Origin of the sequence: Actinoallomurus sp. CA-150999, from assembly GCF_050942425.1 — a bacterium.
Lineage (GTDB): Bacteria > Actinomycetota > Actinomycetes > Streptosporangiales > Streptosporangiaceae > Actinoallomurus.
Genome location: NZ_CP192063.1, coordinates 2,508,481 through 2,522,298, shown reverse-complemented (window position 1 = coordinate 2,522,298; position 13,818 = coordinate 2,508,481). Strand labels below are relative to the sequence as shown.

The 13,818-nt window shown below is 70.8% G+C and carries 15 protein-coding genes; 4 read left to right on the top strand and 11 right to left on the bottom strand.

What is annotated here, in order from left to right; genetic code table 11:
- Positions 1 to 48: 48 nt before the first annotated feature.
- The 5 genes from ACQP2O_RS12020 to rpsB are packed head-to-tail and all read right to left on the bottom strand — an operon-like array spanning position 49 to position 4,186.
- On the bottom strand, positions 49 to 930 hold the full coding sequence (locus ACQP2O_RS12020; RefSeq protein ID WP_433182925.1) for a phosphatidate cytidylyltransferase: 882 nt from the start codon (positions 928 to 930) through the stop codon (positions 49 to 51).
- On the bottom strand, positions 930 to 1,487 hold the full coding sequence (gene frr, locus ACQP2O_RS12015; RefSeq protein ID WP_433182923.1) for a ribosome recycling factor: 558 nt from the start codon (positions 1,485 to 1,487) through the stop codon (positions 930 to 932). Before frr ends, ACQP2O_RS12020 begins: the two co-directional genes overlap by 1 nt.
- Positions 1,488 to 1,501: 14 nt before the next feature.
- Positions 1,502 to 2,266, bottom strand: coding sequence for a UMP kinase (gene pyrH / locus ACQP2O_RS12010; RefSeq protein WP_360898570.1), 765 nt, complete (start codon positions 2,264 to 2,266; stop codon positions 1,502 to 1,504).
- 52 nt (positions 2,267 to 2,318) lie between these two features.
- Positions 2,319 to 3,155: a translation elongation factor Ts gene (gene tsf, locus ACQP2O_RS12005; RefSeq protein WP_433182920.1), complete on the bottom strand. Its 837-nt coding sequence runs from the start codon at positions 3,153 to 3,155 to the stop codon at positions 2,319 to 2,321.
- 35 nt (positions 3,156 to 3,190) lie between these two features.
- Positions 3,191 to 4,186, bottom strand: a complete 996-nt coding sequence (gene rpsB / locus ACQP2O_RS12000; protein WP_433182917.1) for a 30S ribosomal protein S2 — start codon at positions 4,184 to 4,186, stop codon at positions 3,191 to 3,193.
- Between the two features lie 268 nt (positions 4,187 to 4,454).
- Between rpsB and ACQP2O_RS11995 the strand changes: the two genes are divergently transcribed.
- On the top strand, positions 4,455 to 5,243 hold the full coding sequence (locus tag ACQP2O_RS11995; RefSeq protein WP_433182914.1) for a peptidoglycan DD-metalloendopeptidase family protein: 789 nt from the start codon (positions 4,455 to 4,457) through the stop codon (positions 5,241 to 5,243).
- A gap of 265 nt (positions 5,244 to 5,508) precedes the next feature.
- On the opposite strand, the gene ACQP2O_RS11990 is transcribed toward ACQP2O_RS11995, so the two are convergent.
- Positions 5,509 to 6,522 (bottom strand): tyrosine recombinase XerC, encoded by a 1,014-nt coding sequence (locus tag ACQP2O_RS11990; protein ID WP_433182911.1) that lies wholly within the window; start codon positions 6,520 to 6,522, stop codon positions 5,509 to 5,511.
- A gap of 324 nt (positions 6,523 to 6,846) precedes the next feature.
- Between ACQP2O_RS11990 and ACQP2O_RS11985 the strand changes: the two genes are divergently transcribed.
- From ACQP2O_RS11985 to dprA, 3 genes are all read left to right on the top strand, one after another.
- Entirely contained in the window at positions 6,847 to 7,203 is a 357-nt protein-coding gene (locus tag ACQP2O_RS11985; protein ID WP_433182908.1) for a YraN family protein, read from the top strand.
- Positions 7,204 to 7,205: 2 nt separating this feature from the next.
- Positions 7,206 to 8,756, top strand: a complete 1,551-nt coding sequence (locus ACQP2O_RS11980; protein ID WP_433182905.1) for a YifB family Mg chelatase-like AAA ATPase — start codon at positions 7,206 to 7,208, stop codon at positions 8,754 to 8,756.
- Between the two features lie 93 nt (positions 8,757 to 8,849).
- Positions 8,850 to 9,926, top strand: a complete 1,077-nt coding sequence (dprA, locus tag ACQP2O_RS11975) for a DNA-processing protein DprA (protein ID WP_433182902.1) — start codon at positions 8,850 to 8,852, stop codon at positions 9,924 to 9,926.
- Between the two features lie 246 nt (positions 9,927 to 10,172).
- Here dprA and ACQP2O_RS11970 read toward each other — a convergent pair whose 3' ends face one another.
- The 5 genes from ACQP2O_RS11970 to trmD form a co-directional block, all read right to left on the bottom strand.
- Positions 10,173 to 10,484, bottom strand: a complete 312-nt coding sequence (locus ACQP2O_RS11970) for a DUF2469 domain-containing protein (RefSeq protein ID WP_433182899.1) — start codon at positions 10,482 to 10,484, stop codon at positions 10,173 to 10,175.
- Between the two features lie 27 nt (positions 10,485 to 10,511).
- A complete protein-coding gene (locus ACQP2O_RS11965) occupies positions 10,512 to 11,273 on the bottom strand; it encodes a ribonuclease HII (protein ID WP_433182896.1) in 762 nt (253 codons plus the stop codon).
- Between the two features lie 75 nt (positions 11,274 to 11,348).
- Positions 11,349 to 12,407, bottom strand: a complete 1,059-nt coding sequence (gene lepB / locus ACQP2O_RS11960) for a signal peptidase I (RefSeq protein WP_433182894.1) — start codon at positions 12,405 to 12,407, stop codon at positions 11,349 to 11,351.
- 146 nt (positions 12,408 to 12,553) lie between these two features.
- Entirely contained in the window at positions 12,554 to 12,904 is a 351-nt protein-coding gene (gene rplS / locus ACQP2O_RS11955; RefSeq protein ID WP_252807910.1) for a 50S ribosomal protein L19, read from the bottom strand.
- Positions 12,905 to 13,010: 106 nt separating this feature from the next.
- On the bottom strand, positions 13,011 to 13,784 hold the full coding sequence (gene trmD, locus ACQP2O_RS11950; RefSeq protein WP_433182891.1) for a tRNA (guanosine(37)-N1)-methyltransferase TrmD: 774 nt from the start codon (positions 13,782 to 13,784) through the stop codon (positions 13,011 to 13,013).
- Positions 13,785 to 13,818: the final 34 nt, after the last annotated feature.

Sequence of the window (13,818 nt, the reverse complement as noted above, 5' to 3'; positions counted from 1 at the left end):
CGCTGGGCGCGTGGCAGGGCGGAGCCCTGGGCCCCGCCCGCGATTCGGCTACGCGGGGACGAACGCCTGGAAGAGCAGCCACACGACGGGGACGGTGGCCAGGAGTGAGTCGAGGCGGTCCATCACGCCGCCGTGCTCCGGCAGGAGGGTCCCCATGTCCTTGATGCCGAGATCCCGCTTGATCATCGACTCGATGAGGTCGCCGAGCGTGGCGGAGCACACCGCGGCGGCGCCGACGATGACCCCCTGCCACCAGGTGCCGTGCACCAGCCAGGGCATCAGCACCCCGCCGACCGCCATACCGGTGAGGAGCGATCCGCTGAGCCCCTCCCAGGTCTTCTTCGGGCTGATGGCCGGGGCCATCTTGTGCGCGCCCAGGAAGGAGCCCGCGAAGAAGCCGCCGGTGTCACTGGCGACCGTCAACGCGATGAAGACGATGATGCGGTCCGGGCCGTCGTCCGCGTGCAGCATGAGGACCACGAACCCGGCAAGGAACGGGACGTACGCCGCGGTGAACACGCTCGCCGTGGCGTCCCGGACGTAGCCCTCCTGGCCTCCGGTCAGCCGCCACAGCAGGGTCGCCAGCACCGTCAGGGCGAACGTCGCCACGAGGCCGGTCGTCCCCCAGACGTACGTGCAGACCAGCATCGCCAGGCCACCGGCCATGACCGGGACCCGTTCGACCCGGATGTCCCGCGTCCCGAACGCCCGGATGAGCTCCCAGACGGCGACGCCGAGGAAGGCCACGACGACGCCGAGGAAGATCTCCTTGACGGTGTAGAGGGACACCAGCACGAGGGCGCCGAGCGCCAGGCCGACCCCGACGGCGATGGGGAGATTCCGGCCCGGCCGACGCTTCTTCTTGCCCGTTTCTTCCGCCTGTGCCTCCGGGATCTCCGGTGCGGGCGTAGGGGCCTGCTCGAGTCCCACTAGACCTCGAGCAACTCGGCTTTCTTGTGCTCGAGCAGCTCGTCGATCTTGGCGACGTGCTTGTGCGTGAAGTCGTCCAGCTCCTTCTCCGCGCGGCGCACGTCGTCCTCGCCCGCGTCGCCGCCCTTGGCGAGCTTGTCGAGGGCGTCCTTGGCGTGCCGGCGGATGTTGCGGATCGAGACCCGCGCGTCCTCCGCCTTGTGCCCGGCCACCTTGATGAACTCCTTGCGGCGTTCCTCGGACAGCTCCGGGAACACCACACGGATGATTTTCCCGTCGTTGCCCGGGTTGACGCCGAGGTCGCTGTCGCGGATGGCCTTCTCGATCGCGCTCAGGGAGTTCGCGTCGTACGGCTGGACGATGACCATGCGGGGCTCAGGCAGCGTGAACGACGCCAACTGGTTGATCGGCGTCGGCGTGCCGTAGTACTCCGCCGCGATCTTGTTGAACATCGCGGGCGTCACCCGGCCGGTACGGATGCCGTTGAAGTCATCCTTGGCGACCGTGACGGCCTTCTCCATCTTCTCCTCGGCCTCGAGGAGGATATCGTCGATCACCTTCGGCTCCTTGTTCAGCTCTCCGCCGGACTTACCAATGTGCCGATCTTCTCACCGCGGACGGCCCGTACGATATTGCCTTGCCCCATCAGGTCGAAGACCACGATCGGCAGGCCGTTGTCCATGCAGAGGCTGATCGCGGTGGCGTCCATGACCTTCAGACCGCGCTGCAGCACCTCGCCGTACTCGAGCCGGTCGAACCGGAAGGCGTCCGGATTCTTCTTCGGGTCGGCGTCGTACACGCCGTCGACCTGAGTGCCCTTCAGCACGGCGTCGGCGCCGATCTCCAGCGCCCGCTGCGCCGCGGCCGTGTCGGTGGAGAAGAACGGCTGGCCGAGGCCGGCGCCGAAGATCACCACACGGCCCTTCTCGAGGTGGCGGATGGCCCTGCGCGGGATGTACGGCTCGGCGACCTGGCCCATCGTGATCGCCGTCTGCACCCGCGTGTCCAGTCCGAGCTTCTCGAGGAAGTCCTGCAGCGCGAGGCAGTTGATCACGGTGCCGAGCATGCCCATGTAGTCGCTACGCGAGCGGTCCATGCCCTGGGCGGACATCTGCGCGCCGCGGAACATGTTGCCGCCGCCGCAGACCACCGAGACCTGCACGCCCTCCCGCACCACCTCGGCGATCGCCTCGGCGATGTGCTGGACGACCGCGGGGTCGATGCCGAGCGCCTCACCACCGGCGAACGCCTCGCCGGAGAGTTTGAGGAGCACCCGCTTCCAGCCATGGTGAGACGACGGAGCCGCCGTCGTGTCGGTCGTCTTACTTTCCTGCACGGCGGCGGCTCCTTCGTTTTACTCTCAGCGGCTGGGCGTCCTCGATGCGGACCTAGAGCTGCCCGACCCGGAACCGGGCGAACTGCTTGACGTTCACCCCGGCGTCCTGGAGGACCTTACCGACGGACTTCTTCGGGTCCTTCACGAAGGGCTGCTCCACGAGGACGAAGTCCTTGAAGTACGCCCTCACGCGGCCCTCGACGATCTTCGGGATCGCCTGCTCGGGCTTGCCCTCGTCGCGGGTGATCTGCTCGGCGAGCGCCCGCTCCTTGGCGACGACGTCGGAGGGGACGTCGTCGTTGGTGAGGTACTTCGGAGACATCGCGGCGATCTGCTGCGCGATCTCCTTGGCCACCTCGGGCGCCTCGGTGTCGAGCTCGACCAGCACGCCGGTGGCCGGCGGCAGCGACGGGTCGGACTTGTGCAGGTAGCTGGCGACGTACGCGCCCTTGAAGTGGGCGAAGCGGCCGAGCTCGAGCTTCTCCCCGATCTTGGCGCTGTTCTCGTCGATCAGCTGCTGGACGGTCTTGCCCGGCTCGATCTCGGCGGCCAGCAGGGCGTCGCGGTCGGCCACGTCGCTCTTCGCGGCGAACTCGACGATCTGGCCGGCCAGCGCGATGAACCCCTCGTTCTTGGCGACGAAGTCGGTCTCGCAGTTGAGCTCGAGGATGGCGCCGTCGCCGGAGCCGTTGAAGAACTCGGCGACCAGGCCGTTGGCGGCGGTGCGCTCGGCGCGCTTGCCGACGTCCTTGGCGCCCTTGAGACGGAGCAGCTCGACCGCCTTGTCGAAGTCGCCCTCGGCCTCCTCGAGGGCCTTCTTACAGGCCATCATCCCGGAGCCGGTGGTGTCCCGGAGCTTCTTGACGTCGGCGGCGGTGAAGTTCGCCATTGTGGTCTTTCTCTCTCGTCGTCGGTCGTGGGCCGTCAGGAGTCCTGGCCGGTCTGCGGCTGCTCAGCCGGCGCGGCCTCCGTAGCCTCGGCCTGCGGGGCCTCCTCGGCCTGCGGGGCCTCCTCAGCCTGCGGGGCCTCCTCAGCCTGCGGGGCCTCGGCCTGCGCCTGCGGAGCCTCCTCGGCCTGGGGGGCCTCCGGAGCCTCGGCCTGCGGGGCGGCCTCGGCCGTCTCGCCGGACTCGCTCTTCTTGCTCTGCAGGAGCTCCCGCTCCCACTCCGCGAGGGGCTCCTCGGCGCCGACGGCGGCGGGCTTCTCGTCACCGGACGGCGCGGCGCCGGCGCGGGCCATCAGGCCGTCGGCCACGGCGTCCGCGACCACGCGGGTCAGCAGGCTGACGCTGCGGATGGCGTCGTCGTTGCCCGGGATCGGGTAGTCGACCTCGTCCGGGTCGCAGTTGGTGTCGAGGATCGCCACCACCGGGATGCCCAGCTTGCGGGCCTCGTTGACGGCGATGTGCTCCTTCTTGGTGTCACAGATCCACACCGCGCTGGGCACGCGCGCCATGTCGCGGATACCGCCGAGGGTGCGCTCGAGCTTGTCCTTCTCACGCTTGCGCATGAGAAGCTCCTTCTTCGTCATACCCGAGCCGGCGACGTCGTCGTAGTCGAGCTCCTCGAGCTCCTTCAGACGCGTCAGGCGCTTGTGCACGGTGGAGAAGTTCGTGAGCATGCCGCCCAGCCAGCGCTGGTTGACGAACGGCATGCCGACGCGCTGCGCCTGCTCGGAGATCGACTCCTGCGCCTGCTTCTTCGTACCGACGAACAGGATCGTGCCGCCGTGGGCGACCGTCTCCTTGATGAAGTCGAAGGCGCGGTCGATGTAGGACAGCGACTGCTGCAGGTCGATGATGTAAATGCCGTTGCGCTCGGTGAAGATGAAACGCTTCATCTTCGGGTTCCACCGGCGGGTCTGGTGACCGAAGTGGACACCGCTCTCGAGCAGCTGCTTCATGGTGACGACGGGTGTCATGCCCGTGGTCCTCCTGTCCGGCCCAGTCGTTCTCTGGGCCACGTCCCGGTTGTTTGCCTGCGCCCGTGCGCCCCTGCCATGACGAGCGGTCATGGACCGAGAGGGCCGCCCCACCAATGCCCGGTGGCCGGCGGACGCGTGAATTCGGTCATGCGACCGTTGAGGCAAGTGTACCGGCGGCTCACCCCCTCGTGGACTCCACGTCTCCAACGGCGAGGTTTTCCCCAGGTTTCGGCGGGGTCCTGTCGCGGGGCGGCCGGAGGCGGTCATGCTCGGTGGCATGGTGTGGTCCGGGATTGCCCTGGTCATGGCGGCCCCCGGCGGTGCGGACACGGGCTGGCAGTGGCCGTTACGCCCGGCACCGGCGGTGCTGCGCCGTTTCGACCCGCCCGCCCATCCGTGGGAGGCCGGGCATCGGGGGGTCGATCTCGCCGCGCCTCCCGGCCGTCCGGTCTTCGCCGCCGGCGCGGGACGAGTGGCCTTCGCCCACGACCTGGCGGGCCGCGGTGTGGTGACGATCACCCACGGCGCGCTCCGCACGACCTACCTGCCCGTACGCCCCGCCGTGCTCCCCGGGCAGATCGTCGCGGCGGGCGCGCGGATCGGCGTCGTGGAGGGGGTTCTGGGCCACTGCGGGCAGGTCAGCTGCCTGCACTGGGGGCTCCTGCGCGGCGGCTCCTACCTCGACCCGCTCTCCCTCCTCGGCCTCGGCCCCGTACGCCTCCTGCCCTGGTGGCACGCCCCTCCCCCGGCCGCCGCTCCCTGGCCACGATCGTTGCCGCGGGCCGGAGCCGACCCCGGCGGGCGCGGGCCGATGTCGGCGATCCACTCCCCCACGACGGCCCGGCCGTCCGGGGAACCCGGGAAGACACGCCCGACCGCACCTGTGCCGCCGACACGACGGGCGGTCCCGGCTCCGGCGACCCGACCGGTCAGCGCCACCACGGGCATCGGCGCCTCGGTCGGCCCGATCACCGTCGCCGGAGCGGCGGCCGTCGCACTGTCCCGGCTCCTCGCTCACCGTCGCCGCAGGAGCCCACCCAGACGGGACCGCTGATCGCACGGGCCCGGGCGATCGCTCCTCGCTGACGCCCGCAAGGCCGCAGCAGGCCCGGTGAGCGGTCACCATCCGCGGACCTCCCGCCGGTGACGGGCGGATCTCCGTGGCGTCATGCACGGGGAAGCAGGGAGCCGGCGTATTTCACGGTGTGCAGGACCTGCGAGCTCTCGACGTGGCGGACACCCTGAAGCGGGGCGACCCGGCGGGTCAGATAGTCGTACAGGGCGGTGCCACCGGCGCAGGAGACGTATCAGAGCGGGGGTCATGCCCGGGGGTGGGCCTGCCGGTAGGCCGCCCTGAGCCGCTCCGCGGTGACATGGGTGTACATCTGGGTCGTCGCCAGGGAGGAGTGCCCGAGGATCTCCTGCACGCTGCGCAGATCCGCGCCCCCTTCCAGGAGATGGGTGGCCGCGCTGTGCCGGAGCCCGTGCGGCCCCATGTCGGGCAGGCCCAACTCCTCGAGCCGCCGGTGCAGGTCGCGCCGGACGACGGTGGGGTGCAACCGGCCGCCGCGTGTGCCGAGGAACAGGGCGGGTCCGCTGCGGTCACGCACGAGACCGGGGCGTCCCCGGCGCAGCCACGCGTCGACGGCCCGGGCCGCCGGCGCGCTCACCGGGACCGTCCGTTCCTTGTCGCCCTTTCCGATCACCCGGATGGTGCGCCGGGCGAGGTCGACGTCGTCGACGTCCAGCCCGCACAGCTCTCCGATCCGGATGGCGGAGCCGTAGAGCAGTTCGAACACGGCCTGGTCCCGCAGCGCGACGGCGTCCGTGCCGTCGTCCAAAGCGGGCTCCTCGCGGCTTTCCCTACGTTGCCCGGAGTCACTCGTACGGTCATCGGCCTCCGCCGTCCGGCCGCGGGCCGGTCTGCGGTCGAGCAGTGCGGTGGCCTCGTCCTGACGCAGCACCCGCGGCAGCGTCCGCCCCTGCTTGGGAGTGCCCAGAAGGGCGCCTGGGTCGGTCGGCAGCAGCCCTCGGCGATGGACGAACGCCGTGAACACGCGCGCTGAGGCGGTCCGGCGGGCGAGCGTGGCGCGCGACCGGCCGAGCGCGTGCTGCGCGGCCAGCCACGCCCGCAGCACACGTACGTCCAGACCTGCCACATCGCGCACTCCCATGCGGTGGGCGTGCGCAAGCAGATCGGTGACGTCTCCCAGGTAGGCACGGACGGTGTGCGCGGACAGACCGCGTTCGGCGCGCAGGTGCCGTTCGAAATCGGCCAGCACCGGGCCGAACGCCTCAGCGGACTCCGCGCCGATCTCCTCGTTCGCCGCCATCTGCTCCCTCGCGGACTCGCCTCCGGCCGGACCCCCGGCGCAGCGTCACGCCGACGCGGTGCATGCCCAACCGTGCGCGACCCGGCCCAGTGAATCAAGCGACCGCACCGGCCCGGCGCGGTTATCCACAGAATGCGATTCGCGCGACACGGATGGTGACCGATCCGGCAGCGTCGACATCGGAGGTGAGCGCATGAGCGATCGAGTCGTGGGCGCAGCACGCCTGGTCACTCCTCCGACGCCGGGAGGTCGGCCGGGGTGGGGTGGTCAAGCGAGGCCGGGAGATCCGCCGGGGTGGGTTGGTCGGGCGAGGAAGGAGGCCGCATGAACGCGAAGGACTCACTCGGGCGGCAGGGCGAGCAGGCGGCAGCCGATCACCTGGCCCTGCTCGGCTGGCAGATCCTCGATCGCAACTGGCGATGTGGCGAGGGCGAGCTGGACATTGTGGCCCGCGACGGCGGGGAGCTGGTCGTGTGCGAGGTGAAGACCCGCTCCAGCACCGCCTTCGGCACCCCCGTCGAGGCGATCACGCCGGCCAAGGCGGCGCGATTACGACGCCTCGCGGCCCGTTGGCTCGCCGCCCACGGCGTCGCTCACGCCACCGCACGCATCGATGTCATCGGCCTGCTCGCCGACGGGCCCGGCCGCTTCACCGTCGACCATCTGAAGGGAGTGTGCTGACGATGGCCCTGGCCCGTGCCCGTGCCGTCGCGCTCCTGGGCGTGGACGGCGCTCTCGTCGACGTCGAGGCGGCGATCACCAGCGGCGTTCCGGGCCTGCACCTCGTGGGCCTGCCCGACGCCGCGCTCAACGAGGCCCGTGACCGCGTCCGCGCGGCGATCCTCAACAGCGGTGAGCAGTGGCCCAACCGGCACGTCACGGTGTCCCTTTTCCCCGCAAGCATGCCGAAGCGCGGAAGCGGATTCGACTTGGCCATCGCCGTCGCACTGCTGGGTGCGGAGGGTGCGTTCTCCGCCGAGTCCTGTGCGGGCATGGTGCTGATCGGTGAGCTGGGGCTCGACGGCCGGGCCCGTCCCGTGGCCGGGGTGCTGCCCGCCGTTCTCGCGGCGGCCGACGCGGGCGCCGACACGGTGGTCGTGCCGAGGGTCAACCTCGCCGAGGCGTCGCTCGTGCCCGGGGTGCGGGTCATCGGGATCCGCACGCTGCGGGCCCTGGTGGCCCGGCTCCGCGACCTACCGCCCCCGGACGAGGAGGAGGCGGATGAGGAGGGGACGCCCCCGCAGCCCAACGGTCTCGCCGCCCGCTCCCGGGCCCGGCGCGGCGATCTCGACCTGGCCGACGTGCGGGGCCAGGCCGATGCACGCAAGGTGCTGGAGGTCAGCGCCGCGGGCGGTCACCATCTCCTGCTGGCCGGTCCGCCCGGGTGCGGGAAGACCATGCTGGCCGAGCGGCTGCCCACCCTCCTGCCCGAGCTCGACCATGACGCCGCCCTCGAGGTCACGGCCATCCACTCGGTCGCGGGCGGTCTCCCGACCGGCCAACCGCTGATCACCGATCCGCCGTTCTGCGCCCCGCACCACACGGCGTCCCGGGCCGCCCTGGTCGGCGGCGGGAGCAACCGGCTCATCCAGCCCGGCGCGGCGTCGCTGGCGCATCGAGGGGTCCTCTTCCTCGATGAGAGCCCCGAGTTCGCCGGTGGGGTGCTGGACGCCTTACGCCAGCCCCTGGAGGTGGGCGAGGTGGTCATCGCCCGGTCGGGGGCCACGGCCCGGTTTCCGGCGCGGTTCACGCTGCTGCTGGCGGCCAACTTCTGTCCGTGCGCGGCGGCGAAGATCCGCGACTGCACCTGCCCGCCCTCCACCCGGCAGCGGTACCTCGCCCGGCTGTCGGGGCCGTTGCTCGACCGGATCGATCTGAAATCGGAGCTGAAAGAGGTGTCCCGTGCGGACCTGCGGTACGACCTGCACGTCGCCGAGTCCAGCGCGACGGTCGCGGAGCGGGTGCTGGTCGCCCGCGACCGTGCCCGCGAACGCCTGGCGGACCTGCCCTGGCGCACCAATGCCGACGTGCCCGGCCGAGAGCTGCGGCGCCGCTTTGCACCACCGCACGGGGCGCTGGCGGCACTCGACCAGCCATTGGCCGACGGGCGGCTCAGCGCACGCGGCCTCGACCGCGTCGTCCGTGTCGCCTGGACCCTCGCCGATCTCGCCGGAAAGGACGCTCCGACCGCCAGTGAGGTCGACGAGGCGTTCGGTCTCTGGCAGGGACGCTGACCGGGAGGAGACATGATGATCTCGGCCGAGGAACGCCGTGCCCGCGCGCTCTTGACACGCATCGCAGAGCCCGGTGATGAGCTGTTAGGCCGAATGATCGCGGCGGAGGGAGCGATCGGAGCGCTGGACGTCATCCGCTCGGACGCCGTGCCGGACTCCGGTCCGACGGATTCGGGCAAGGGCGACCCGGGCCGGCGGTTCGCCGCGTGGCGGGCCCGGCTGCCCGATGCCGAGCCGGAGCGCCTCCTGGCCGAGTGTGATGCGCTCGGCGGGCGACTCGTGTGCCCGGGAGACGCGGAATGGCCGTCCCAGCTCGACGATCTCGGAGACCGGCGGCCGTACGCGCTGTGGGTGCGCGGCGATCAGGATCTGCGGTTCTCCTGCCTGCGATCCGTGGCGATCGTGGGATCCCGGTCGGCCACGTCCTACGGCGTCAACGTCGCCGCCGAGATGGGCGCCGAGCTGGCCGACCGCAAATGGACGGTCGTCTCCGGGGGCGCCTTCGGCATCGACGCGGCGGCGCATCGAGGAGTGCTCGCCGCCGACGGCCTGACGGTCGCGGTGTTCGCCTGCGGATTCGACGTGACCTACCCCAGCTCACACGACGGGCTCTTCACCGAGATCGCGCGCTCCGGCCTGCTGGTCAGCGAGTTCCCGCCCGGCACTCCGCCCAACCGGAGCCGCTTTCTGGTGCGCAACCGGACGATCGCGGCGCTGACCCGCGGCACCGTGGTCGTGGAGGCGGCGCGCCGGAGCGGCGCGATCAGCACCGCCCGTCATGCCCGTGACCTTCGCCGCGCCGTGATGGTCGTCCCCGGGCCGGTGACCTCGGTGGCCTCCGTCGGCTGTCACGTCATGCTGCGGGAATGGGGTGAGGCCGTCTGCGTCACCGACACCGCCGAGATCCTCGACCTGGTCGGGCTCGTCGGCGACGACCTGGCGCCCGAGAAACGCGGGCCGGTCCTCGACCGCGACCGGCTGGCCCCCGTGACGAGGGACGTCCTGGAGGCGATTCCCGCCCGCGGCGGAGCGGGCACGGCACGGATCGCGGTGACCGCCGGTGTCGATCTCGACACCGCGCTCGCCAGTCTGGGCGCCCTGTCGGCGGGCGGCTTCGTCGAGCGCTGCGCGAAGGGATGGAAGCTCCGCCGCCGACCGCCCGGCTCCTGACCAGCGCCCGAGACCTGCACGCCACGGGTCCCGGCCAGCCACCGTGACCCGTGCCAGGACGGCCCACTGAGCCCGGCGACTCCGACCCGGATGGGGGCGATGCTCCGCGCCGAGTGTGGCGGGCCGTTTAGGGGTCGCCGGCACGGGTGCGGGGCGCCTCCGGTGTGGCGGCCTCGGGAGCGGTCAACGCGAAGGGCGGGCGGCACTTCGGTGCCGCCCGCCCGTGTCGCACTTGTCGGGGACGTGTCAGTTTTCGGGCAGTTCCAGGTCGCTCTTGGCGAGTTCCTCAACGTTGACGTCCTTGAACGTCACGACCCGAACGTTCTTCACGAAGCGCGCAGGGCGGTACATGTCCCACACCCACGCGTCCTGCATGGCCACCTCGAAGTAGGTCTCGCCATTGTCCGTGCTGCGCACCTGCAGATCGACGGTGTTGGTGAGATAGAACCGGCGCTCGGTCTCGACGACGTACGTGAAGAGGCCGACGACATCGCGGTATTCGCGGTAGAGCTGGAGCTCCATCTCGGTCTCGTACTTCTCGAGGTCTTCTGCGCTCATACTCGCGTTCCCTCCCCGTGCCGCGGCTCAGGCGACGTCCGCCTGGTCGGCGGTGTCCTCATAGTGTGACGCCTCCCAATCGATCTCCCCAGCCTCTGAGGCGCCGTTTTTCGGCCCGGCCTCCGTCGTGGCCACCCGGGCCACGTTGACGAAGGAGAGCCGATGTTCGGGACAAGGTCCATGCTCCTCCAACGCCGTGGCGTGCGCGCGGGTGACGTACCCCTTGTGAACGCCGAAGCCGTACATCGGATAACGCTCGTGCAGCCCGGTCATGATCCGGTCCCGGGTCACCTTCGCCACGATCGACGCGGCGGCGACGCAGGCCGCCACCCGATCGCCCTTCGGCACCGGCAGCGTCGGCGCGTTGATGCCCGGCACCGGGAATCCGTCCGTGAGGACGTAACCGGGGAGCACGCGGAGGGCCGCCAGTGCTCGCCGCATCCCGGCGATGTTGCAGCGGTGCAGGCCGATCCGGTCGATCTCCTGGCACGGAATGACGAGGGCGTGCCAGGCCAGGGCCGTGGTCGTGATCTCCTCGTACAGGCGCTCCCGGCGGGCGGCGGTGAGCAGTTTCGAATCCGCCAGCCCCTCGATGCGGCGACGACGCTCCGGTCCGAGGATGACGGCCGCGACGACCAGCGGCCCGGCGCACGCGCCGCGACCCGCCTCGTCGACCCCGGCCACCGGGCCGAGACCGGCGCGTTCCAGCACCCGCTCGTACGCGTACATTCCGACGTCACGTCGAGGGGTGAGACCACGAGGACGGTGAGCTCGGACATCGATGTACACATCAGGCAGGGTACGTCGCGTGAGGGCACGACCGGGCCGGAACGCCGCGTGCGGCGGGCCTATTCGCGAGAACGATCACTCCGGGGTGCGGCGGAACCGGCGGCGGCCGCGTCGGCGTGGCGCGGGCCCGGTGCGGAGGAGGCGTCTGCGCAGCAGGGTGACCGGAATGGCGCCGGCGAAACCGAGTGCCAGCGGGACGGCGGGCAGCGTGGCGTTCGCGAGGGCCAGGCCCGGTTGTCCGAACGTCTTGGGGATCGGCAGCGTCTTGACCCGGGTGACGGGCCAGACGACGACGAACGCGCGGCCGACGACCCGGCTCTCGGGGATCGTGCCGCCGCCGGGGTCGCCCAGGTGGCCGCGGGAGTCGTAGGAGACCTCACGGTGGTCGCCCATCACCCAGAGCCGACCCGGAGGCACCGTGATCTTGAACTTGGCGTCGGACGGCTTGTTCTGCTCGTGGGACTCCGGGTCCGTGTAGAGGTACGCCGTCTCGTTGAGCGGGTGACCGTTGACGGTCACGCGGCCCTGGGCGTCACAACAGGCCACGTGGTCGCCGGGCACGCCGATGACCCGTTTGATGTAGTCCTTCTCGCCGGGGACGACGCCGAAGGCGCTGCCGATGGCGCGCAGGACCTTGGAGACCGGGTTGCTCGGCTCGGAGTACTGGACCTCGGGGTCCCAGGAGTCGAGCCCGTTGAAGACGACGACGTCACCGCGCTTGATGTCCCGGGTGTGGTAGACGATCTTGTTCACCAGGACCCGGTCGCCGACCTTGAGGGTGTTCTCCATCGACTGCGACGGAATGTAGAACGCCTGGACGGCGAACGCCTTGATGACCATGGCCAGGGCGAGGGCGACGCCGATGAGGATCGGCAGCTCCTTCCAGAAGGAGCCCTGCTTCTTCTTCTTTCGCGAGCCCTTGCCGTCGCCGTCGGTGGAGTCGTCGCCGTCCGGTCCGGACGATCCCGACGATCCCGATGCGGTGGCCTCGGTGGCCTCCGGCGTCTCCGCGGTCGCCGATCGCTCGTCTCCCGAGTCCCGGTCCGCGGAGCGCGCGCCATTCTGCGATGCCTCGTGGCGCGTGTCGCCGGCGGTGGCCGCGGGCTCGCGCAGGCCCTGCTCGTCGTCAGTCATCAGGGGAAGCCTAATGCCCTGAGGCCGTGGGGGTGGCCAACGTCAGCGTGTCGTCCGCGGTGTACCGGGAAATCCCCTTCCCAGGCAACGCAAAGGCCCCGGCGCGCCGATGGGCGTGCCGGGGCCGGAAGCGGAAATCGCGCCGCTCAGTTGTCGCGCTTCTCCTTGATGCGGGCGGCCTTGCCGCGCAGCTCGCGGAGGTAGTAGAGCTTGGCGCGCCGGACGTCACCGCGGGTGACGACCTCGATCTTGTCGATGGACGGGCTGTTGAGCGGGAAGGTCCGCTCCACGCCGACGCCGTAGCTGACCTTGCGGACGGTGAACGTCTCGCGGGCACCGCCGCCCTGGCGCCGGATCACCACGCCCTGGAAGACCTGGATGCGGCTCCGGTTGCCCTCGGTCACGCGCACGTGAACCTTGAGCGTGTCACCCGGGCGGAAGTCCGGTACGTCGGACCGCATCGCGGCCTTCTCGATCTCCTGGATCAGGGTGTGCATGACTGAGGTTCCTCGTGGTGAAAACGCGCGCGACGACGGACGCCGGCGCGCGATGGGGTCTTCTGGAAAGTCTGGACACGCCCAGCATGGAAACCGGGGTGACGTCTCAGTGTGCCATAGGTTCGGCGTCAACCGGAAAACCGGCCTCGGTGAGGGCTTGACGGTCGGCCTCGTCGAGCCGGTTGCGGGCGATCAGTTCGGGCCGCCGTACGGCGGTGCGGCGCAGCGCCTGATCGCGCCGCCACCGGGCGATCGCGCCGTGGTTGCCGGACATCAGCACCTCGGGCACGTCGCGCCCGCGCCAGGTGGCCGGCTTGGTGTAGACGGGGCCTTCGAGCAGGGCCTCCATGCGGCCCGGCGCGAACGAGTCGTCGCTCACGGATTCGGCGTTGCCGAGGACGCCGGGCAGCAGCCGGGAGACCGCCTCGACGATCACCAGGACGGCGACCTCGCCGCCGGCCAGGACGTAGTCGCCGATGCTGACCTCGTCGACCGGCATCCGTTCCCGGGCGTCCTCGATGACGCGGGCGTCGATCCCTTCGTACCGTCCGCACGCGAACACCAGCCAGGGCTCGGCGGCGTACTCGGCGGCGAGTTCCTGTGTGAAGGGACGGCCGCTCGGCGTCGGGACGATGAGACGGGCGCGGGAGGGCGGGGGCACGATGGTGTCCAGCGCCTCACCCCACGGCTCCGGTTTCATCACCATGCCGGGGCCGCCGCCGTACGGGGTGTCGTCGACGGTGCGGTGGCGGTCGTGCGCGCAATCCCGGAGATCGTGTACGTGCACGTCGACGTCGCCGCGCCGCCGTGCCTTGCCCAGCAGGGAGACGTCGAGGGGGGCGAAGTACTCGGGAAAGATCGTGACGATGTCGAGTCTCATGGGCGCTCCGTGGATCCTGTCTTCAGTGTGCGCG